Genomic DNA, 22028 nt, shown 5'->3' with positions numbered 1-22028 from the left:
AACAACCGACAATGCTATGGCGTGAGGAAACGATTAGTACTGAACCTATTTTTGAAGGCAAGATGATCACATTGCAGGTGGATACAGTTACGCTGGGTGACGGCAGAACAGCGACCAGAGAAATCGTTAAGCATCCTGGAGCCGCAGCAGTTATGGCGTTGCTGGATGGAAAGCTTTTAGTCGTTGAACAGTTCCGGAAGCCACTTGAGAAGTTCCAGATTGAAATTCCAGCAGGCAAGCTGGATCCAGGAGAAGACCCATTAACAGCAGCAGCCAGGGAGCTAGAAGAGGAGACCGGATACCGTTCCGACGATCTTAAGCTTTTAAATGCTTTTTATACTTCGCCAGGCTTTGCCGACGAGAAACTATATATTTATTTCACGGATAAGGTAGAGCAAGGCGTGCAAAATCCAGACGATGACGAGGATCTCAGAGTTGAGGCAATCACGATTGAACAAGCGGAAGCTTATATTCATGAAGGTCGGATTAGCGATGCCAAAACCATATTAGCGGTTTATGCCTGGAAGCTGTACATACTGACAGGTCGGCTGTAGCCGACCTTCTTTTCTATCTATATACCCGTCATACCTCGCAATTAAGCTTCATACACTACATTAGTAAGACAACCCCTATCATTGTGTCTGATTATTTCCTTGCTTAGCCGATGAGTACAAATATTCCAAGTCAAACGCTTAACGAATGGCTTGTATTTATGGGGCGTCCAAACATGGCGCGTCTTATTAGGTGTTGCCCTCTAAGCCTTTTGCGTCAGCAAAGAAAATGTTCCTTCCATAAAGGCAGGGCTTCAATCGTGAAGGGAAGGGTGACCATAATCAAAAATCAACTTTCATTGTATGTATTCGTCTCGGTCTTGTTTGTTGTTGGCGTTATTTTTGGCGCGCTGATGGTCAATGCTTTAACCCTTGAGCAGCAGCAGGATCTTGCTCAGGATGTCAATCAATACGTAAAGCTGATGAACGGCGGAATCAGTTCAGGGGTCGCCGATTCATTTTGGGAACGATTTTTTTTCCACGGCAAATGGCTGCTATTATTATGGCTCCTAGGCATTACAGTCGTAGGCATACCAGGTGTTCTAGCCCTTAATTTTCTGAAGGGAGCTTTGGTCGGATTTTCAGTCGGAACGCTAATAAACCAGTATGCATGGAAAGGCGTGTTATTTTCACTTGTATCGGTCGCGCCTCAGAATATTATAGCCGTGCCGGCGATGGTCATCATAAGTGCGGCCGCTCTATCATTCTCCTTGTACGTCATTAAAAATAGATTGCTTGGGCAAAAGGGAGAACTAGCACCTCAGCTTGCTAATTTTACGTCTACGGCTGTGCTCATGCTGTTTCTGTTTGCAGGGGCAGCCCTATTCGAGGCATATGTTTCACCTGCTTTAATCAGCTGGGTTTCCCCGCTTCTCTCGCCCGATAACGCCACAATATGACACCAAAATGTTTGACTTTATTGCGTGTTAGCACCTATAATGAGAGGTAACGTTTCCTGAAATAGGCGCAGTCATGTGGTAGGGGGGAAATCATGGAAGCCCGGATTGATAAGATTAAACAACAGTTGCAGTCGCAGGGCTACAAGTTAACCCCGCAGCGGGAAGCAACGGTACGAGTTTTGCTAGAGAACGAGGACGACCATCTGAGCGCTGAGGATGTATTTATGCTGGTAAAGGACAAAGCGCCAGAAATTGGGCTTGCAACGGTTTATCGGACGTTGGAATTACTTAGCGAAATGCATGTTGTCGAAAAGTTGAATTTCGGCGATGGAGTAGCGCGTTACGACTTGCGTACGGACAGCAACAAGCATCATCACCATCACCTTATATGTGTACAATGTGGATCAATGGATGAGATTAAGGAAGATTGGCTTTTGCCTCTGGAAGAACGGCTAGAGCTGGAATACGGTTTTTTTGTTATCGACCATAGGCTGGATTTTCAAGGCGTATGCCGTCGGTGCAAAGAGAAAAACGATAATGCAACAAACCCAAATGAAAAACAAACGTAAACGGCTTGGCTGCCCAGCATAACTGGACGGCAAAGCCGTTTTGGCATTTATTTCGACTCAAAAATCCGATCAAGCTGCAATAAGCCTGAGCCTTGGGCTAGCGCGCCGAATCCGTTCAGCTTTGCAGCGCGGTTCTTAAGTTTCTTTTTCACCGATAACGGAGTCACTCCTGGTTTTCCGGCTAGAAGCAGCGCAGCTCCGCCAGCAACATGCGGAGAGGCCATGCTTGTGCCGGAAAGCTTCTTATATGAACCATCTAACCAAGTAGATAAGATATTTTCGCCAGGGGCGGTTATACCGATCCCAGCGCCTCTGCTGCTGAAGGTTGCGATCTTGTTGCTCTTGGTCGAGGCGGCGACTGCAATGGTCTCGGAGAATGAAGCAGGCTCGTCGATTTTGCCTGATGACTTACCGCTGTTGCCTGCCGATGCCACAACTACAATTCCACGCTTGGCTGCTTTTTTAATTGCTGTATGCAGAGTGGCGCTGCTGTCCGATCCCAAGACGCCGAAACTCATATTGATTACATCCATTTTGTTATCGATACACCAATAGATTCCCTCAATAATATCGGATACAAAGCCTTCTCCGTCTTTATTCAATGCTTTCACCGCATACAAATTCACTTCAGGCGCCGTGCCAATTACCTTTCCTCCTTTACTAACGGCTGCGACGATTCCGGCAACATGCGTGCCATGGCCATTGTCATCCGCATAGGAGCCTCCATCAATCGTGTTCACGCCGCCGGCAATTCTCAAATCCGGATGACTGGCAATTCCCGTATCGAGTACGGCTACTTTTATCGATTTTCCACGTGTAGTTTCCCATGCGTGAGGAGCTTGGATTCGGCGAATATTCCACTCAACGAGTGCTGGCGAGGTGGCAGGCGTAAGCAGAGGAACGGAGGAAAAACGAGCGCTTGCTTTCTTCTGGGGTAGGCCATGTGCTCGGATTTTCATATCTTTTTCGACTAATGCAATCAAGGGGCTTCTGGTTAATGCTTGAACAGAAACGCCCTTTCGGAAGTGGCAGCCGATAATTCGGCTATGAGGTACGGTTTTGAAAGGATTAATGCCGATCTCCCTGAGATGCTTCAGACAACGTCTATAGGACTTCGCTGATCGAAGCGTGATTAACTTGCGGAAGGTATCCTTTGAGGCATTGCATGGTGAGCAGCTTTTAAATAGGCTTTTTATTTTGGACAAAGGACTATACCCTCCTTATATGAGCATTCGCATTTTTGTAGTTTATGGAAGGAAGGGACTATCCGTATGGGTACTTGACATTTGTACACATATTTTTCGAAATAAAACAAAACATAGAAGCGATACGAAGAGCCCTGTAAAGAATGGTACGAGCTCTTTCTCGAAATGGACGATCATTCGCACACGATCTCTCATACAACATAGAAAGCAATGTTTTTTCGGCTTGAAGATCGAAAGCAAAAGGAGGAATATAGGATGATTGTAGGCGTACCGAAGGAAATCAAGCAAAGCGAGTACCGTGTTGCTTTGACTCCGGCAGGCGTGACGGTGCTTGCATCGGCGGGTCATAAAGTGATCATCGAGTCAGGCGCGGGAAGCGGGAGCGGATTTGAGGACACCGATTATTTGCGCGAGGGTGCCGAAATAGTCCCTACAGCGGCTGAGGTATGGTCTAGAGCGGAAATGATCATGAAGGTCAAGGAGCCGCTTGCCGAGGAGTTTGTTTATTTTCGCGAAGGGCTGCTGCTGTTTACTTATTTGCATTTAGCGGCAGCGCCTGAATTGACAAAGGCTCTTGTCGAAAAAGGAGTTACAGGCATCGCTTACGAGACGATCCAGCTTGGGAATGGCAGCCTGCCGCTCTTAACGCCGATGAGCGAGGTTGCAGGAAGAATGTCGGTGCAGGTTGGCGCTCAGTTTCTTGAAGCGTTTAACGGCGGGAGAGGCGTGTTATTGGGAGGCGTGCCAGGCGTGCCCCCAGCTGAAGTTGTTATTATAGGCGGTGGCATAGTCGGAACAAATGCGGCCAAAATCGCGCTTGGCATGGGTGCGCACGTAGTCATATTGGAGCGAAGCGCCGATCGCATGCGTTATTTGGACGATATATTCGGAGGTCGAGTGCGAACCTTAATGTCCGATCCATACCATATTGCCGAAGCTGTAGCTAAAGCGGATCTGCTGATTGGAGCGGTTCTCATTCCAGGAGCGCGTGCTCCGCATCTTGTCACGGAGCAAATGGTGCAGGGGATGAAAAGGGGAGCGGTCATTGTTGACGTAGCTGTCGATCAAGGGGGCTCCATTGCAACGGTTGACCGACCAACTACCCACAAGGACCCGATTTATGTGAAGCATGGCGTGGTGCATTACGCCGTTGCCAATATTCCTGGCGCTGTGCCTCGTACTTCTACGTTCGCGCTTACCAATGTGACGATTACGTATGCGCTTGAGTTGGCGAACAAAGGGATGGAAGCTGTACGACATAGCATTCCTTTGCAAAAAGGAGTAAACACGCATGCGGGCAATGTGACGTATGAGCCTGTTGCAGCTGCAGCGAATTTACCTTATGTTCCGCTTGAGAAATGGATGGATAGCTTTCCATACGAGCGTTTGAGCGATTAATGGCATATTCAGACCAGCTTTCTCATATGGTGATACGGACGAGTAACGTATCGGTATATAAAGGAGGCTGGTTTGCATGGTTTTTTCGATTCGCAATTGGACGAGCCGCGTCTTTTTCATTGTCATATTTACGCTGCTGTCTTTAGTCGTAACCGGTGGCTACCGCTGGCTTGCCGACGCCATATCTCCCGTTCATCCTTATCGGGAACCAAAAGGAGCAGCTTTAAAAGTTTTTGTTACCGATCCCGACTCGCCTGACAGCAAGGCTGCGGCCGATCGGCTGCGCTGGTTTTATTGGTATGGGGAATGACGCATGAAGCTGGCTGCAAAGATTAGATTGTCCTTTGAAGCAGGATTAATAGAGTCGAATGTTGAATATTTTTGTAGAAAAGCATGTTATGCCATGTGTCTGATGTGAAAGGAAGTCCGATGAAAGATCATTTAAATCGATATATTCACTATCTGCGTTCGGAGCGGAGATTGTCCGACAATACGCTGTCTTCTTATGAGCGCGACTTGAATCAATTCATTCATTTTATGCTTGAGAATAGTCTAGTCGAAATTTCTGAAGTGCAGCGGCATCATATTTCAAGGTATATGCACCATCTGAAGGAACAAGGAAGAAAAGCTGCTACGCTGTCGAGACATATCGTGTCGGTGCGTGCCTTTTTTCATTTTTTGGCAACACAAAGCCTTATTGTGAATAATCCTTCAATTTATTTGGAATCGCCCAAGCAAGAAAAGAAGTCGCCAAGCATACTGAGCGTTGATTTGACGAGTACGCTGCTCGAAACGCCGAATAGCGAAAGTGCCGCAGGCAAGAGAGATAAAGCGATGCTCGAGCTTATTTATGCAACGGGAATCAGAGTTTCTGAGCTGGTGGCGCTCAATGTGGAGCATGTCCATTTGCAGCTGGCTTATATTCAATGCGTGGGAACGGGGCAGAAGGAGCGTATTGTTCCCTTCGGGCGTTTAGCAGGTGAAGCCATGTCAGCGTACCTTCAACTGGGCAGAGGAGAGCTAACGACGGAACGGGAGTCAGATTCGGCGTTGTTCCTAAACCATTTAGGCACGAGATTGACAAGACAAGGATTTTGGAAGACGATAAAGAAGCACGCCAAGGAAGCGGGCATTGCGCAGGACATCACTCCACATACGCTGCGGCACTCTGTTGCGGCACATTTACTGGATAATGGGGCAGACGTACGTGCTGTTCAGGAGCTGCTCGGTCACGCTGACATTTCGACGACGCTAAAGTATACGCATGCTTCAAAGCAGCGAATAAAGGACACGTATAACCAGTCTCATCCCCGTGCATAACGAAAGCTGCTTCATGAATCAACATAGAGGAGGATGTCATACATATGAAATTTGATCGTATAGCCGTTATTGTCTTAGATAGCGTAGGGATTGGAGAGCTGCCGGATGCGGTAGATTTCGGAGATGTTGGCTCACATACGCTCGGTCATATTGCAAAGTCCGTGCCAGCTCTACAGCTGCCTCATCTCAGAGATTGGGGACTTGACCGGATCGCACCCATTCATGACTGGAAACCAGAAGGCGAAGCCGCTGCGGCGTATTATGGCAAAATGGCTGAGGTTTCGGTGGGCAAGGATACGATGACGGGACATTGGGAGCTTATGGGACTGGAAATGACCGTACCTTTTCAAACGTTCCCTGAAGGCTTCCCTCCTGAATTGCTCGGTCCGTTCGAGGAACGGACAGGCCGTAAGGTCATCGGCAACAAGCCTGCCAGCGGAACGGACATATTGGACGAGCTTGGCGCTGAGCAAATCGCAACTGGGGCATGGATTGTGTATACATCAGCGGATAGTGTTTTCCAAATTGCTGCGCATGAGGAGATTATTCCGTTAGATGAGCTTTATCGTGCATGCGAAATCGCCAGGGAGCTTACTATGGATGCCCGGTTTACAGTTGGTCGCGTAATCGCAAGGCCTTATATCGGCGAGCCTGGCGCATTCAAACGTACGCCGAACCGCCATGATTATGCGGTAAAGCCTCCTCAGCCAACCGTACTGGACGCATTGAAAAATGCGGGATACGACTCTATTGCTATTGGCAAAATCAACGACATTTTTGATGGCGAAGGAATTACCTCCTCTACCCCAACCAAAAGCAATGCAGATGGGATAGCAAAAACCATTGAACAGCTAAAGCAGCCGTTCAAAGGCTTGTTGTTTACTAATCTTGTCGATTTTGATTCGCTTTATGGGCATCGCCGCGATACCGAAGGGTATGCTGGAGCGTTGGAGGAATTCGATAAGGCGATGCCTGAGCTGACAGCACAGCTGGGTGAGCGGGATCTGCTAATCATAACTGCCGACCACGGCAATGATCCTACCCACCCAGGTACCGACCATACACGTGAATATGTACCGATTCTATTGTACAGCCCAGCTTTTCAAAAACCAGGTAAGCTGCCTGTACGCTCAACATTCTCGGATCTAGGCGCCACGATAGCGGCTAATTTCGATGTTCAAGCACCGCCTAATGGCACGAGCTTCCTTTCCTTGCTTGAAAGCAAATAAATGCTTAACGTTTTGATAAATAGGGTAATAAAGACGGGGTAACCGTCATTTTAGGAGGAACAATGATGACAACTATTACTGCTGCAGGACTAGCAGCGGCACATATTAAAGAAGCCGCTGCCTATATTCAAGGGAAAACAGAGCAGCATCCGGAAATCGGACTTATCATGGGCTCTGGTCTAGGCGTTCTCGGTGACCATTTGGAGAATGCTGTAACGATTCAATACCATGACATCCCGCACTTTCCGATCTCAACGGTTGAAGGCCATGCAGGGGAACTGTTAATTGGAACGCTTTCTGGCAGATCCGTCATTCTAATGCGCGGACGTTTCCATATGTACGAAGGCTACGGTCCAGAGCTTACCGCATTCCCGGTGCGTGTGATGAAGGCGCTTGGGGTACAATCATTGCTGGTTACGAATGCTGCCGGTGGAGTAAATACGGACTATGAGGCGGGCAACTTAATGCTCATCTCGGACCATATTAACTTTACAGGCAAAAACCCGCTCATCGGTCCCAATGACAATGAGCTGGGCGTTCGATTCCCGGATATGTCGGAAGCGTACAGCAAGCGCTTGAGAGCCGCGGCTCGTGAGATTGCAGCTACCCAGGGGTTCACGCTTCGAGAGGGCGTATATGCCGGTTTGCTAGGTCCTACGTATGAAACGCCTGCAGAAATAAGAATGCTGAGAGTTCTTGGCGCCGATGCTGTCGGAATGTCGACTGTTGCAGAAGTTATTGCTGCGCGTCATTCGGGAATCGAAGTCGTCGGAATATCCTGTATTAGCAATATGGCAGCAGGTATTTTGAATCAACCCTTGTCGCATGCGGAAGTTATGGAAACGACAGAGCGAGTCAAGTCCCAATTTTTGGGTTTGGTTAACGCGTTAATTGCTGTCATGTAATGTTTTTTGTAACACAATTGTAACAATTTCGTCGACTCATTCTGACAGTGTTTTTTTTGCGAATCGTCGTATAATGTCCATGATCAAAGAAAGATGGAGTGGACTATGGATATGGACAAGCAATTACTCACACAGATGGAGCAGTTGCGCAAAAAGATGATCGAAGCGGCTCTATTGAATGAAAGCCTTCAGCATTTGGACGTGCTTGTGCTAAGCCAATCACTTGATGAGATCATCGTCCAGGTGCAAAGGGAACGACGCGCTTTATAGCTTATTCATATTGGAATGACGATTGGAGAGAAGGATATGCGGTCGGTAGATATCATACAGAAGAAACGAGACGGTGGCGAGCTGACCGCTTCAGAGCTTACGTTTTTGATTGATGGATATTCCCGCGGCGATATTCCCGATTACCAGATGTCAGCATGGGCAATGGCTGTTTTCTTTCGTGGCATGACCGCGAAGGAAACGGCAGCTTTGACGCTTGCGATGGCTAATTCTGGGGATCAAGTCGATCTTGGTCCGATTAGCGGAATCAAAGTCGATAAGCATAGCACAGGCGGGGTTGGAGACAAAACTACGTTAATCCTGGGGCCATTGGTTGCCTCGGTAGGCGTGCCTGTTGCCAAAATGTCGGGTCGCGGTTTGGGCCATACTGGCGGCACGATAGATAAGCTGGAATCGATTGAGGGATTCCGCACGGAGCTCTCGCGCGAGAAGTTCATGTCGCAGGTCAACGATATTGGATTATCGGTTATAGGACAAAGCGGCAATCTCGCTCCTGCCGACAAAAAACTGTATGCGCTAAGGGATGTTACAGCAACTGTGGAGTCCATTCCGCTTATCGCAAGCTCTGTCATGAGCAAGAAAATCGCTGCTGGTGCTGACGCGATTGTGCTTGACGTCAAGACAGGCAGCGGAGCATTTATGAAAACCTTAGAGGATTCCGAGAAGCTCGCGAGTGCAATGGTAGAAATCGGTACGGAGGTAGGCCGGAACACGGCTGCCGTCATAAGTGATATGGATCAGCCGCTCGGCTTTGCGATCGGTAATGCTTTGGAGGTTCAGGAATCGATTGAGACTCTCAAAGGAAATGGTCCGGAGGATCTTACGGAATTGTGCCTGACACTTGGTGCTCATATGGTCATGCTCGGAGGGAAGTCGGATTCTGTTCAATCTGCAAAGGAGCTTCTCCGTGAGCAGATCAGGAACGGAGCAGCCTTGGAGAAATTCAAATCGTTCATCGCGGCTCAAGGCGGCGATGCTTCTATAGCAGATGATCCAGCACGGTTGCCGCAAGCTCCTGTTATCGTTGAGGTTACATCTGAGCATTCTGGTTTCGTAAGTGCAATCGAAGCGGAGCAGCTCGGGCTGGCAGCGATGATTCTAGGCGCTGGAAGGGCAACGAAGGATGCTGAGATTGATTACGCAGTCGGAGTAACTCTTCGCAAAAAAGTTGGCGATTCTGTAAATGCCGGAGATACGCTAGCTTTGCTGCATGTGCGTGAAGCAAATGATACAGCTAAGGAAGTCGCGGTCAAGGTGAGAGCAGCCTATACGATCACAGAGACAAAGCCTGAGCCTCGTGCGTTGTTGTTATCCGTTATTACTGCACAAGGTGTACAGAGATACTAGCAATAAAATAAAATAAAATGCATGAATGAAAATCCGTTCTCCCTAGTGGAGAGCGGATTTTTTTGAAATATAGGAAAATATATTTTTAGGCTATACATTCTCTGTAGTTCTCGTAATGAAACGCGCCGAGCCGACAAAGGACTTCGCTAGCCGTTTCACCTTACTATACAAATCATTCTATCGATTTGGAATAATTTCCAGCTTACAAGTCAACACTGAGAAGAGAAAGCTAAGCGATTTGTGTCGCAATTGTCGCATGCAGCACGATTATTATGCGAGTGCTCACGATACAAGCTCACAGCATAACACTTTTCAGGAGGAGATCCAGTTGAAAAACCGTTCTATGAAGCTATGTATACTTATTCTTGCATTCGCCCTTGCGATGCCCGCTGCAGCCTTTGCTGCAGTCGAGCCTACGCCTCCGCCAGGCCCAGCGCCGTCCAATCAAGCGCCGAGCGCTAACTTAGCGCAGTCCGCAAGATCTGCCATTTTGATGGATGCGGATAGCGGCACAGTCATATACGAGAAGAACAGCCATGACAAGCTGCCGCCAGCAAGCATTACAAAGGTCATGACACTGCTTCTGATCATGGAGGCGCTGGATGACGGGAAGATAAAACTATCGGACAAGGTTCAAACTAGCGAATACGCCGCTTCGATGGGAGGCTCGCAAATCTTCCTTGAACCGGGAGAAGAAATGACCGTTGACGACATGATTAAAGGAATTGCACTAGCCTCAGGCAATGATGCGTCTGTGGCAATGGCAGAGAAGCTGGCAGGTACGGAGCAGCAATTTGTCGCGATGATGAATGAACGGGCACAGCAGCTCGGCATGAATGACACTCAATTTTCGAATCCGAACGGATTGCCCGTTGCTAACCATTTCTCATCGGCGCATGATATTGCGGTTATGTCACGGGAGCTTCTGAAGCATTCCGAGGTGACCAAATATACGGGGCTTTACCAGGATTATTTGCGGAAAACATCCGAGAAGCCCTTCTGGCTTGTTAACACGAATAAGCTTGTCCGTTTCTATAATGGGGCAGACGGCTTGAAAACTGGTTTTACCAGTGAAGCGAAATATTGTTTGTCCGCGACAGCTAAACGGGATGGCATGCGCGTTATCGCCGTGGTCATGGGTGAGCCGGACACTAAAACCCGAAATGCCGAAGTATCACAAATGTTCGATTATTCGTTTGCCCAATATATGAACCACTCGATAATAAAAGAAGGCGAGTCGATGGGAACGCTGCAGATTGAAAAGGGCACCGCTCCGGAGCTGCCGCTCGTTGCGAAGCATACATACAGCGTGCTTCTGAAAAAAGGCAGCCAAACGAAGGATATCCGTTATGAATTGAAAATCGATGGACCAGTAAAAGCACCAGTACAGATTGGACAACCGATTGGTAAGCTAGTGGTCTACCAAGGAAACCAGGTTCTCAAAGAATTCGATGTAGATGCTCCGTTGTCCGTGGAACGCGCGGGCTGGTGGAAATTGCTGAAGCGCTCTTTCTCCGGGTTGTTTGCATAAACCCGCTCGTATTTTGTCAGCTGTTAGCGGTATGCTTCTAGTTTTGTCGTCATGCAGGAATAACATCTCCATTTGGAGAATTGCTAGTTCTATCTCGGCATGTGCAGCACCTCTGATTCTGACTCACCGCAGGTCGGTCGGCAATGCACGGTGAAATGTAAGGAAGGGATACAAGGTTTGGTTTATTCTTTCTTATGTTTGAAAAAACCTAGAGGAGATGAACAGCATAATGAGTCTGCAAGCTGAATTGGAGCAATACCGCAATGTGCTGATCGTAAGGCTTCGAGGCGAGCTGGATCACCATACAGCCGATGTCGTGCGCTATAAGATGGAAGAGGCTATTCTGCGCGGCAGCAGCGAGCATGTCATTCTCAGCTTGAAGGAGCTGCAATTTATGGACAGCTCCGGCCTTGGCGTTATTCTGGGAAGATACAAGCAAGTGAAGAGCAAAGGCGGGAAAATGGTCGTTTGCGACGTAAATCCGAATGTTCACCGCTTGTTCGAAATGTCAGGCTTATTCAAAATTTTGACGATTCATGATAATGAGCGAAATGCAATTTCCAGTTTGGAGGTGGTGTCATGAACGGATCCAATGAGATGACGCTTTCCTTCAGCGCCCGATCGGAGAATGAAGCTTTCGCGCGTATCGCGGTTGCTGCATTCGTCTCACAGCTCGATCCGACGCTCGAGGAGTTGAACGACTTGAAGACTGCGGTTTCCGAGGCGGTTACGAATGCGATTATTCACGGCTACGAAAATGATCCAACCTGTGAGGTCACAATCGAGGCTAGAATCGAAGGCGATTCTGTTTCGCTTACCATCTCTGACAGCGGTCGCGGCATTGAGGATTTGGAGCTTGCTCGCCAGCCGCTATATACATCGAAGCCCGAGCTTGAGCGCTCTGGAATGGGCTTCACGATCATGGAAAATTTCATGGACCGATTTGTAGTATCGAGCCGCATTGACGGCGGAACGCGAGTAGCCATGTTGAAACGAATTGAATCGAAAAAAGCGCTTTACAATTAGCGTATAGGGGTTGAACCTCATGGATGTCAATCTAAAACAGACGGCCCAGCCATACCTGGACGACGCGGAAGTAAAGCGGCTTATTGCGTTAAGTCAAAGCGGGGATACGCTTGCAAGGGATACACTCGTACATTGCAATATCCGGCTCGTTTGGTCAGTCGTGCAGCGGTTCATCAATCGTGGTTATGAGCCCGAGGATTTGTTCCAGATCGGCTGCATCGGATTGCTGAAGTCGGTCGATAAATTCGACTTGTCTTATGATGTGAAGTTTTCCACCTATGCGGTGCCCATGATTATTGGGGAGATCCAGCGCTTTTTACGGGACGACGGTACGCTAAAGGTGAGCAGATCGCTGAAGGAAACGGCCAATAAGGTGCGTAAAATGAAGGATGAGCTCTCCAAAACATTGGGCCGCTTGCCGACGATCAGCGAGGTGGCAGAGCGCCTCGGCATTACGCCAGAGGAAGTCGTATTCGCTCAAGAAGCGAACAAGCCGCCGACATCGATCCACGAAACGGTTTTTGAGAATGATGGCGATCCCATCACTTTAATGGATCAGATCGCGGATGAGTCTCAGGATCGGTGGTTCGATAAGCTGGCGCTCGTAGAAGCCATAGAGGGCCTCAGCGAACGCGAGCGATTAATTGTATACCTGCGCTATTACCGTGACAAAACGCAATCCGAGGTTGCCAGCAGGCTGGGGATTTCACAAGTACAGGTATCCCGGCTCGAGAAAAAGATATTGCAGTCAATCAGAGACCAGATCGCCTTATAGGCGATTTGGTCTTTCTATTTTTTACCTCGTTTTGCATGAGTATCCGAATCGACCTTATCTCATACTAAAAGGGAAACATCCACCAAAGTTTATGCAGAAGGGAAGATGACAGATGGCAATACCTAACCATTCGGTCCTCTATCTGCGTCTTAAAAAACGAATTTACACGAAACCGAACCAACGGGTCACGTTAGGCCAAGCGGCAAGGCTGTTGGCTAAAGATGAAGCACTCGAAGAGAAATTAAAGGCACTCGTGCTGTACGAGCATAAAAAGGCAGACGGCAACCGAGTCGTCATCGATCTGCTTCAAATCGTCAAAGCCATTCGTGAAAGCGAGCCCGGTCTGACTGTAGAGGCCTACGGAGATCCTCAAGTCTTAGTGATGGTAGCAGAGAAGCCTGTCAAACCGCGAATTCCTGTGCTTATTTTTGCTTGGCTTCTATTGTTCTTTGGAGCGGGCCTTGCCATTATGAATTTCCATACGGACGTCAGCATGAAGGAGGTTCATATTCGCATCGTTGAGCTAATAACAGGGAAGCGCACGGAACACCCGCTTTGGTTCCAAATCCCTTACTCGCTTGGAATAGGGCTAGGAATGGTTTTGTTCTTCAACCACCTCTTCCGCAAAAGATTCAATGAGGAGCCAAATCCGCTTGAAGTAGAGCTTTATATGTATCAAGAAAATGTGAATGCCTATGTCATTGCCGATGAGATGCGAAAAAAATCCGATTACGACCAGACAAATGGGAATCAGGATGATTAGCATCGGCTCCACGATTTTCGTTGTTCTGCTGGGCTTAGCGGGTGGTCTTGCAGTCGGAAGCGGATTGGTCGCCTTATTGATTGTATTGGATCTTATTCCAAGGCTTGCACAGGTTGCGAATGCATACCGCATGTCCATATGGTTCGAGACGGCAGTTATTTGCGGCTCCCTTTACTGGACGTTCGCTGACTTCATGAACTGGAAGCTTTCCATGCCTTCCGGCATTTTACTGAGCGGGGCAGGACTAATTGACGGCATGTTCGTCGGCATGCTGGCCGCTGCTTTGACTGAGGTCATGAATGTGCTTCCGATTCTCGCCAAAAGAATGAATTTATCTTCTTACATGGTCGCGCTAGTAATGGCCATGGTGCTAGGGAAAACGTTGGGCTCATTGTTCGATTGGCTTGTGTTTCAGTGGTAATTCATAATAAACGAGGTGAAGGTACATGAAGGATAACGAACATAACGAGCATAATGACTCTCATGGACATCAAGGCAAAGATAGGAACTGGGTTCCGATCATGATGGACATTCCAGAGGAACAGCAGCGTGAAGAATCACGCAGTCGGCAGGGCGCAGCCGGTACTGTTCAAACACGGAATCATAAGAAGACAGAGGGCTCAGTCGCGGATTCGAAAGGCAAGGAAGATATTGTTCCGATTCCTACTGATTTAGATGAGGTTTTGTCGCGTCTGGAAAACGAAATCGGTTATAAAACGAGCTTTGACGTGGTCGTAAGGGAGATGACCTTCGGGGATCGTCGCACAGCTATGCTATGTATGAACGGTCTAGTCAAGGATACGCTGCTTACGGAAGTGCTCAAACGATTAACCTTTTTGCAGCCAGAGGATTTGTCTGTGCATGCCTTTCATTCCTTTCTAGATCTATATGTACCAGCAGCACAGGCTACAAAAGAGGATAATTGGAACAGCATGCTGACAGGAGTCCTCTCCGGCGGTACTGCTTTGTTTATCGACGGCGAATCGAGTGTCGTCATGATTGACGCGAAGGCTTTTCCTGCACGCGGACCGGAGGAGCCATCGCTAGAGAAGGTTGTCCGCGGCAGCAGGGACGGATTCGTGGAAACGTTGATGGTCAATGTATCGCTTGTGAGAAGGCGGCTCCGCGATCCTCAGCTGCGTTATGAAATCGTTAGAGTAGGAGAGAGGACGCAAACGGATGTATGCATCGCTTACATTGACGACATTGTGGATAAAGAGCTGCTGAAATCGATTAAGGACAAGATTGCGATGGTGAAGATTGACGGTTTGCCGCTTGCAGACAAACAGCTGGAGGAGTCAACCGTGAAGCGGGGGTGGAACCCCTTTCCGCTCGTACGATATTCGGAGAGGCCTGATACAGTTGCTGCGCATCTATTGGAAGGCTACGTGGCTGTATTCGTGGATACCTCGCCAAGCGTGATGACTCTGCCGACAACCTATTCGGATTTAATGCAGCATGCCGAAGAGAATAGGCAAACACCGTTTATCGGTACGTATTTGCGCTGGGTCAGATTTATCGGGATATTCGCCTCTTTATTTATGCTTCCGCTTTGGCTGCTGTTCGTTATGCATCCGGAATTGAAGCCACCGGCACTTGAGTTTTTAGGCCCTAATAAAACGGCGAAGCTGCCGCTTGTCGTACAGTTTCTGTTGGCAGAAATCGGAGTTGACCTCCTGAGGATGGCATCGGTACATACCCCAACGTCGCTGGCGACGGCCATGTCGCTCGTAGCCGCCATTCTAATCGGCGATATTGCCGTGCAGACGGGTATCTTTGTGAATGAAGTAATCCTTTATATGGCTGTTGCCGCCATAGGTATGTTTGCAACGCCAAGCTATGAGCTTGGTCTAGCGAATCGTATCGTTCGGCTGGTGCTCATCGTTGCGGTGGCCGCCTTCAGTGTGCCTGGCTTCGTTATTGCAACGACAGCCATTATCATTCTGCTCACGATGGAGCGTTCCTTCAATCGTCCGTACATGTGGCCATTTATTCCGTTTGATCTAAGAGCGATGTGGAGTATTATCGTACGGCAGCCTGTCTTGTACAATCGCACGCGTCCCAACAATCTGAGACCGCAGCAGCGAGACAAGATGCCGAAGACGGAGTGAATTCATAAAATGCAAATGAAATGTGGATTTATCCATTTCGCATGGCGGGTAGATTGCGTTATACTTGTGCTATTGATGCAAATTCTATCCGTTCTATCTGCAAGCAGATAGAAGAAAGCTGAGGGGAAATTATGTACCTGCATGGGACTAGTAAAATTAACACTCAAGGACATTTGGAAATTGGCGGCTGCGATGTAGCTGATTTGGCTGCACAGTTTGGTACGCCACTTTATATTGTGGACGAGGCTCTTGTTCGTCAGCGTGCAATTGAATATGTCGAGGCTTTCAAAGCTTCAGGGCTGAGATTCCAAGTGGCTTACGCGAGCAAAGCGTTTAGCGTAATGGCAATGTGCGCAATCGCAGAGCAAGAAGGACTGTCGCTTGACGTTGTATCTGATGGAGAGCTTTATACGGCTATGCAAGCGGGTTTCCCGGCTGAGCGCATTCATTTCCACGGCAACAATAAGACGCCTGAGGAAATCAATATGGCGCTTGATGCAGGAATCGGCTGCTTCGTGGTTGACAACTTCATGGAGCTGCAGCTGTTGAACGCGCTTGCGGGCGATAAAGGCAAAAAAGTCAACATCCTGCTTCGTATTACGCCAGGCGTTGAAGCACATACGCATGATTACATTTCTACTGGCCAACAAGATTCCAAATTCGGCTTCGATCTCGGAAATGGAGCTGCGAAACAAGCAATTCAAGAAGCGCTTGCTTTGCCAAACCTTATCATTCTAGGCGTCCATTCACATATCGGTTCACAAATCTTCGAGGTAGAAGGTTTCCGTATGGCTGTGGATAAAGTAGCTGATTTCGCGGTTGCAATTCGCAATGAGCTTGACCTTACCTTTAAAGTAATCAATCTTGGCGGAGGTTTCGGCATCCGTTATGTAGAAGGCGACACTCCGCTTCCGATCTGCGAATATGTAGCTGCTATCACAGGCGCTATAATTACGAATTTCACGAATGCGGAATTCCCGCTGCCTGAGATTTGGGTAGAGCCGGGCCGCAGCATGGTTGGCGATGCTGGAACAACCTTGTACACAGTCGGAACAAGCAAAAACATTCCGGGCGTTCGTAAATACATTGCAGTAGACGGCGGTATGACGGACAACCCCCGCCCAGCTCTTTACCAATCCAAATATGAAGCTGTGCTTGCTAATCGCGCGAACGATGCGGTTGAAGAAACGGTTTCCATTGCGGGCAAATGCTGTGAGAGCGGCGACATGCTGATCTGGGATTTGGAATTGCCGAAAGCTGAAAACGGCGATCTGCTTGCTGTTTTCTGTACGGGTGCTTATAATTATGCAATGGCGAGCAACTATAACCGCATTCGTCGTCCGGCTGTTGTTTTCGTTAAAGACGGCCAGGCAGACCTTGCTGTTAAACGGGAATCGCTAGAAAATATCGTATGTAATGATGTCATTCCGGCAAGACTTCAAAAATCACCGCTTGCGAAATAAGGGCGAAATTGGTAACGTAGTCTTATCTGGATAAAAGAAAGGTAGATGCAGCAATGGCAAAACAAGCAAAAATCACACTAGCAAACGGCGGAGAGGTTCTTATCGATCTATTCGATCAAGACGCGCCGAACACTGTAGCAAACTTCGAGAAGCTTGCTAACGACGGTTTCTACAACGGTCTTACATTCCACCGTGTTATTCCTGGCTTCGTCGCTCAAGGCGGTTGCCCGAACGGGACAGGGACAGGCGGACCTGGCTACCAAATCGATTGTGAAATCAACCCGAATAAACATGAGCGCGGTACGCTTGCTATGGCCCATGCCGGCCGTAACACAGGCGGCAGCCAGTTCTATATCGGCTATGCGCCACAGCCGCATTTGGATGGTGGACATACTGTTTTCGGTAAGGTTTCTAAAGGTATGGAGTTTGTTGATGCGTTCAAAGGCGGAGACAAAATGGAAAAGGTTGAAGTTGAATCAATTTAGTGTTAATATACTAACTATAATTATGTAAGTGCAGCTTTCCTTCGGGGTCAGGTGAAATTCCTAACCGGCGGTGATCGGGCAAGCATAGAGGGATCGGATAACCGAACCTCTATGCTGTCCGTCAGTCCGTGACCCGGGCTAACGGTTTGTCTGTCGTCCTTATGGACGGTGGCAGCGAATTAGAACGGTGGACCTGGTGTAAATCCGGGACCGACAGTACAGTCTGGATGGGAGAAGGGGATGCTTCGACAGCTATAACAATCCGTTTATTTGCGTGTGTGCTTTATTTCACATGTGAACTAGGCTTGTTTCTTTAGCGTATTTTACAAACCGAAATTGCATGAGATGCAAATTGGATTAGTCGGGACCTAAAACCGACAACGCCGATCGGTTTTGTCGTAGTTACCTATTTTTATCTTTCATCACCCCTTCGGATTGATTGCCGATAGGGGTGTTTTTTGTTGTTGGACATTTTAAATGATGAGTATTATATGGGGTTAGCGCTCGATATGGCAGCCAAAGCTTCCGGTCAGACTGGCATTAATCCAGTCGTAGGCTGCGTCGTCGTCAAAGATGGGCGAATCATCGGAATCGGAACGCATCTTAAGCGGGGTACCGGTCATGCAGAGGTTCATGCTTTGCAAATGGCTGGTGCCGAGGCTGAAGGCGCGACCGTTTACGTTACGCTTGAGCCATGCAGCCATTTTGGCAAAACGCCTCCTTGCTGTGAGCGTATTATCGATGCGAAAGCAGCGAGAGTTGTCGTTGCCAGCGGCGATCCCAATCCCGAGGTGTCCGGTAAAGGCATCGCAAGGCTGCGGGAAGAAGGTATTGCAGTTACAGTAGGCGTACTCGAACAACGCTCTCAGCAATTAAATGAAAAATTCAATAAATACATTACATCTAGAATGCCATTCGTAACGTTAAAAACGGCCAGCACCCTTGATGGCAAGATCGCTTCCAGCACGGGCGACAGCCGCTGGGTAACCGGCGCGATTGCCCGTGAGCAGGTGCACACGCTCCGTCATCAGCATGAGGCGATCATGGTTGGCATTGGAACGGTTCTTGCAGACGATCCGCTGCTGAACACGAGAGCTGCTGTTCCCGCTCTTAATCCGGTTAGAATCATCGTAGACTCAAAGCTACGATTGCCGTTGACTGCGAGGGTCGTCGTTGACCGAACGGTTCGGACGATCGTAATGACTTCCAGTCAAGCTAGTGAGGAACGGCGGCGTGAGCTGGAAGCAGCGGGCATCGAGGTTATTGTCTGTGGTTCTGGTGAGAAGGTCGATTTGGTTGATGGCATGGCGAAGCTTGGCGCGCTTGAAATTGGTTCGATCCTGCTGGAAGGCGGAGGTCAGTTGAACGGAGCAATGCTCGAAGCAGGCCTTATCGATAAAATCATTCTATATTATGCAACCAAAATCATCGGCGGCCTGCATGCACCTGGCACGTTCACGTTTCCAGGGTATGAGAAAATGGCGGATGCCGTACAACTCGAGCGTGTCAGCGTTGATATGGCAGGAGAGGACATATGTGTGTCCGGTTATCCAGTTTATTAACCTGATGCACGGAGTATAACGATGCTTACGAAGTAGGTTTGTTACCCGCAAACCTAAGTTGATGCTTACGGAGTAGGTTTGCTACCGCAAACCTTTAAGGAGGAAGCCCATGTTTACCGGATTAGTGGAAGAAGTGGGGAAAATGAAAGGAATCGCTAAGCAGGGCGAAGCGATGCGTATCGTCGTTGGCGCAGACCGCGTCACCGATGGCGTTATGCTCGGTGACAGCATCTCAGTCAATGGCGTATGCTTGACAGTCACGGCCTTTGACCGGTTTTCATTTTCGGCGGATGTGATGCCTGAGACTTATCGAAAGTCGAATCTTCATGAGCTGCGGGCAGGAGAACGAGTGAATTTAGAGCGTGCCATGCTGGCAGGCGGGAGATTTGGCGGGCATATTGTTCAAGGGCATGTGGACAGCACTGGGAAAATCATGAAACGCCACTCGGATGCTAACGCTGTCGTGTATCACATTCATCTGGATGACGCGGATATGCTGCGCTATGTTATTCCAAAAGGGTCCATAACCATCGACGGCATAAGCCTTACCGTGGTGGATACAAGTGCGCATTCCTTTTCCGTTTCGATTATACCGCACACGCTTGGAGAAACAGCGTTGCAGCAAAAGCATGCTGGGGATACGGTTAACATTGAATGCGACGTCATTGGGAAATACGTTGACCATCTGCTGAATTTCAAAAAGCCTGAGAACATAAGAGCAGAATCCAAGCTGAGCACCTCATTCCTGATGGAAAATGGTTTTTTATAGGCCTTATGCCAGCAGGTGAGCAAAGCTTTGAACATGTATACAAGCATAATAGTCACAAAGGAGGGAATTCCATATGGAGCATATAGAGAACAATCCATTTGATAAAATCGAAGACGCGTTAGAGGATCTTAAGCAAGGCAAGCCGATCATTGTCGTTGATGACGAGGATCGCGAGAATGAAGGCGATTTGATCGCTTTGGCGGACCGTACGACGCCCGAGGTTATTAATTTCATGATTACAGAGGCTAGAGGCCTTGTGTGTGTTCCTATTACTCAGGAGCGTGCAGAGCAGCTGGATTTGCCGCCTATGGTTACGCATAACACGGATTACCATGGTACGGCTTTCACGGTATCCGTCGATTTCGTAGGAACGACGACAGGAATCTCAGCCTATGAACGATCACAAACGGTGAAGGCGCTTATCGATCCGTCGACCAAAGCTTCTGATTTCCGCAGGCCTGGCCATATTTTTCCTTTGATTGCGAAATCAGGAGGCGTGCTGCGCCGTGCTGGGCATACAGAGGCAGCAATCGATCTTGCCATTATGTGCGGCTCTGAGCCGGCAGGTGCGATTTGCGAAATTATCAATGAAGACGGAACGATGGCTCGGCTGCCTGATTTGCTGGTTTTCAAAGAAAAACACAATCTAAAGCTCATTACGATTCAAGAGCTGATCCAATATCGCAATGCGAAGGAAAAACTGGTTGAACGTGCAGTCGACGTCAAGCTTCCTACTGATTTCGGAACATTCCGCGCGATCGCCTATACGAATTTCGTTGATAATAAAGAGCATATTGCGCTTGTTAAAGGCGAGATCGATTCGGAGGTTCCGCTGCTAGTGAGGGTGCATTCCGAATGCTTGACTGGGGATGTATTCCATTCCCATCGTTGTGACTGCGGACCACAGCTGGAGGCTGCGCTTAGGCAGATCGAGGAAGCAGGCAGCGGCGTACTTCTCTATATGCGCCAAGAGGGAAGAGGGATCGGTCTTATCAACAAGCTGAAGGCTTACGAGCTTCAAGAGCAGGGTCTTGATACGGTAGATGCAAATTTAAAGCTTGGCTTTCCGGCCGATTTGCGCGATTATGGAATAGGCGCGCAAATTCTGAAGGATCTTGGCGTCCGTCAGATGCGGTTGATGACCAACAATCCGCGCAAGATCAAAGGTCTTGAGGGCTATGGCCTCGAGGTAGTGGAACGCGTGCCGATTCAGATGGAAACGAAGGAAGACAACAAAAGCTACTTGAGAACGAAGAAATCCAAGCTGGGACATTTGCTCAGCTTTGAAGATATTGACTACATCATTTAAATTAACGACTACATCATTTAAAATAACGAGAGGAAGATGACAAATGACACGAATTTATGAGGGACATTTAGTATCAGAAGGTTTAAAATACGGAGTAGTAGTAGGACGTTTCAATGAGTTTATTTCGAGCAAGCTGCTTGGAGGCGCACTTGACGCATTCAAACGACATGGCGCACAGGATTCCGACGTTGAGGTTGCTTGGGTTCCAGGCGCGTTCGAAATTCCGCTAATCGCTCAAAAAATGGCCGAAAGCGGCAAATATGATGCGGTTATAACGCTTGGTGCGGTTATTCGCGGTTCAACTCCGCATTTTGATTTTGTTTGCAACGAGGCGGCAAAAGGTGTTGCTGCGATTGCGCTGAAAACAGGCGTGCCTACCATATTCGGCGTGCTCACGGTGGATTCGATTGAGCAAGCGATCGAGCGTGCCGGAACGAAGGCGGGCAACAAAGGGTACGAAGCAGCTGCCAGTGCAATTGAAATGGCGAATTTGACTAAGCAATTGCAAGGCTAAGCAGCGAAG

At 48.5% G+C, this 22028-nt stretch carries 24 protein-coding genes and 1 riboswitch; of the genes, 23 read left to right on the top strand and 1 reads right to left on the bottom strand.

Annotated elements, in window-relative coordinates:
* The first annotated feature begins 11 nt into the window (after nt 1-11).
* The 3 genes from AB4Z29_RS05780 (at nt 12) to fur (ending at nt 2019) form a co-directional block, all read left to right on the top strand.
* Nucleotides 12-554, top strand: a complete 543-nt coding sequence (locus AB4Z29_RS05780; protein ID WP_441942405.1) for an NUDIX hydrolase — start codon at nt 12-14, stop codon at nt 552-554.
* Nucleotides 555-823: 269 nt separating this feature from the next.
* A complete protein-coding gene (gene spoIIM, locus AB4Z29_RS05775; RefSeq protein ID WP_441942131.1) occupies nt 824-1450 on the top strand; it encodes a stage II sporulation protein M in 627 nt (208 codons plus the stop codon).
* Between the two features lie 92 nt (nt 1451-1542).
* Nucleotides 1543-2019, top strand: coding sequence for a ferric iron uptake transcriptional regulator (gene fur / locus AB4Z29_RS05770; RefSeq protein WP_441942130.1), 477 nt, complete (start codon nt 1543-1545; stop codon nt 2017-2019).
* Nucleotides 2020-2066: 47 nt separating this feature from the next.
* Here fur and AB4Z29_RS05765 read toward each other — a convergent pair whose 3' ends face one another.
* Nucleotides 2067-3224 (bottom strand): S8 family peptidase, encoded by a 1158-nt coding sequence (locus tag AB4Z29_RS05765; RefSeq protein WP_441942129.1) that lies wholly within the window; start codon nt 3222-3224, stop codon nt 2067-2069.
* A gap of 255 nt (nt 3225-3479) precedes the next feature.
* On the opposite strand from AB4Z29_RS05765, the gene ald reads away from it, so the two are divergent.
* The 20 genes from ald (at nt 3480) to ribH (ending at nt 22019) form a co-directional block, all read left to right on the top strand.
* Nucleotides 3480-4622 (top strand): alanine dehydrogenase, encoded by a 1143-nt coding sequence (gene ald, locus AB4Z29_RS05760; protein WP_441942128.1) that lies wholly within the window; start codon nt 3480-3482, stop codon nt 4620-4622.
* Between the two features lie 76 nt (nt 4623-4698).
* On the top strand, nt 4699-4932 hold the full coding sequence (locus AB4Z29_RS05755) for a YqzK family protein (protein WP_441942127.1): 234 nt from the start codon (nt 4699-4701) through the stop codon (nt 4930-4932).
* A gap of 119 nt (nt 4933-5051) precedes the next feature.
* Entirely contained in the window at nt 5052-5942 is an 891-nt protein-coding gene (xerD, locus tag AB4Z29_RS05750; protein WP_441942126.1) for a site-specific tyrosine recombinase XerD, read from the top strand.
* 44 nt (nt 5943-5986) lie between these two features.
* The gene (gene deoB, locus AB4Z29_RS05745) at nt 5987-7171 is read left to right on the top strand and encodes a phosphopentomutase (RefSeq protein WP_441942125.1); all 1185 of its coding nucleotides are present in this window, start codon (nt 5987-5989) and stop codon (nt 7169-7171) included.
* Nucleotides 7172-7236: 65 nt separating this feature from the next.
* A complete protein-coding gene (locus AB4Z29_RS05740) occupies nt 7237-8076 on the top strand; it encodes a purine-nucleoside phosphorylase (RefSeq protein ID WP_441942404.1) in 840 nt (279 codons plus the stop codon).
* A 111-nt stretch (nt 8077-8187) separates the two neighbouring features.
* Nucleotides 8188-8346 carry an aspartyl-phosphate phosphatase Spo0E family protein gene (locus AB4Z29_RS05735; RefSeq protein ID WP_183567912.1) on the top strand — a complete coding sequence of 53 codons (159 nt, stop codon included), beginning with the start codon at nt 8188-8190 and terminating at the stop codon, nt 8344-8346.
* A gap of 36 nt (nt 8347-8382) precedes the next feature.
* The gene (locus tag AB4Z29_RS05730) at nt 8383-9711 is read left to right on the top strand and encodes a pyrimidine-nucleoside phosphorylase (RefSeq protein WP_441942124.1); all 1329 of its coding nucleotides are present in this window, start codon (nt 8383-8385) and stop codon (nt 9709-9711) included.
* Nucleotides 9712-10054: 343 nt separating this feature from the next.
* Complete coding sequence (locus tag AB4Z29_RS05725; RefSeq protein WP_441942403.1) at nt 10055-11242, top strand: D-alanyl-D-alanine carboxypeptidase family protein; 1188 nt, start codon at nt 10055-10057, stop codon at nt 11240-11242.
* A 229-nt stretch (nt 11243-11471) separates the two neighbouring features.
* Nucleotides 11472-11825 carry an anti-sigma F factor antagonist gene (gene spoIIAA, locus AB4Z29_RS05720; protein WP_139994590.1) on the top strand — a complete coding sequence of 118 codons (354 nt, stop codon included), beginning with the start codon at nt 11472-11474 and terminating at the stop codon, nt 11823-11825.
* The gene (gene spoIIAB, locus AB4Z29_RS05715; protein ID WP_441942123.1) at nt 11822-12268 is read left to right on the top strand and encodes an anti-sigma F factor; all 447 of its coding nucleotides are present in this window, start codon (nt 11822-11824) and stop codon (nt 12266-12268) included. Before spoIIAA ends, spoIIAB begins: the two co-directional genes overlap by 4 nt.
* Before the next feature lie 19 nt (nt 12269-12287).
* Nucleotides 12288-13043 (top strand): RNA polymerase sporulation sigma factor SigF, encoded by a 756-nt coding sequence (gene sigF / locus AB4Z29_RS05710; protein WP_183567903.1) that lies wholly within the window; start codon nt 12288-12290, stop codon nt 13041-13043.
* Nucleotides 13044-13155: 112 nt separating this feature from the next.
* Nucleotides 13156-13806 (top strand): stage V sporulation protein AA, encoded by a 651-nt coding sequence (locus AB4Z29_RS05705; protein WP_441942122.1) that lies wholly within the window; start codon nt 13156-13158, stop codon nt 13804-13806.
* Nucleotides 13799-14227 (top strand): stage V sporulation protein AB, encoded by a 429-nt coding sequence (locus AB4Z29_RS05700; RefSeq protein ID WP_441942121.1) that lies wholly within the window; start codon nt 13799-13801, stop codon nt 14225-14227. The genes AB4Z29_RS05705 and AB4Z29_RS05700 overlap by 8 nt, the downstream gene beginning before the upstream one ends.
* Nucleotides 14228-14252: 25 nt before the next feature.
* Nucleotides 14253-15917, top strand: coding sequence for a spore germination protein (locus tag AB4Z29_RS05695; protein WP_441942120.1), 1665 nt, complete (start codon nt 14253-14255; stop codon nt 15915-15917).
* A gap of 131 nt (nt 15918-16048) precedes the next feature.
* Complete coding sequence (gene lysA, locus AB4Z29_RS05690; RefSeq protein WP_441942119.1) at nt 16049-17380, top strand: diaminopimelate decarboxylase; 1332 nt, start codon at nt 16049-16051, stop codon at nt 17378-17380.
* A 53-nt stretch (nt 17381-17433) separates the two neighbouring features.
* On the top strand, nt 17434-17865 hold the full coding sequence (locus AB4Z29_RS05685) for a peptidylprolyl isomerase (RefSeq protein WP_183567888.1): 432 nt from the start codon (nt 17434-17436) through the stop codon (nt 17863-17865).
* A gap of 33 nt (nt 17866-17898) precedes the next feature.
* Nucleotides 17899-18108, top strand: a riboswitch (FMN riboswitch).
* Between the two features lie 221 nt (nt 18109-18329).
* Entirely contained in the window at nt 18330-19427 is a 1098-nt protein-coding gene (gene ribD, locus AB4Z29_RS05680; RefSeq protein WP_441942402.1) for a bifunctional diaminohydroxyphosphoribosylaminopyrimidine deaminase/5-amino-6-(5-phosphoribosylamino)uracil reductase RibD, read from the top strand.
* A 109-nt stretch (nt 19428-19536) separates the two neighbouring features.
* Nucleotides 19537-20196 (top strand): riboflavin synthase, encoded by a 660-nt coding sequence (gene ribE / locus AB4Z29_RS05675; RefSeq protein WP_441942118.1) that lies wholly within the window; start codon nt 19537-19539, stop codon nt 20194-20196.
* 73 nt (nt 20197-20269) lie between these two features.
* Nucleotides 20270-21505 carry a bifunctional 3,4-dihydroxy-2-butanone-4-phosphate synthase/GTP cyclohydrolase II gene (locus AB4Z29_RS05670; RefSeq protein WP_441942117.1) on the top strand — a complete coding sequence of 412 codons (1236 nt, stop codon included), beginning with the start codon at nt 20270-20272 and terminating at the stop codon, nt 21503-21505.
* 43 nt (nt 21506-21548) lie between these two features.
* Entirely contained in the window at nt 21549-22019 is a 471-nt protein-coding gene (gene ribH / locus AB4Z29_RS05665) for a 6,7-dimethyl-8-ribityllumazine synthase (protein ID WP_138753451.1), read from the top strand.
* Nucleotides 22020-22028 lie beyond the last annotated feature (9 nt).

This window comes from Paenibacillus sp. 2TAB23 (genome assembly GCF_052115165.1).
Taxonomy (GTDB): domain Bacteria; phylum Bacillota; class Bacilli; order Paenibacillales; family Paenibacillaceae; genus Pristimantibacillus.
Note: the sequence above shows the minus strand (reverse complement) of the source record. Positions and strands in the feature narration are given on the sequence as shown.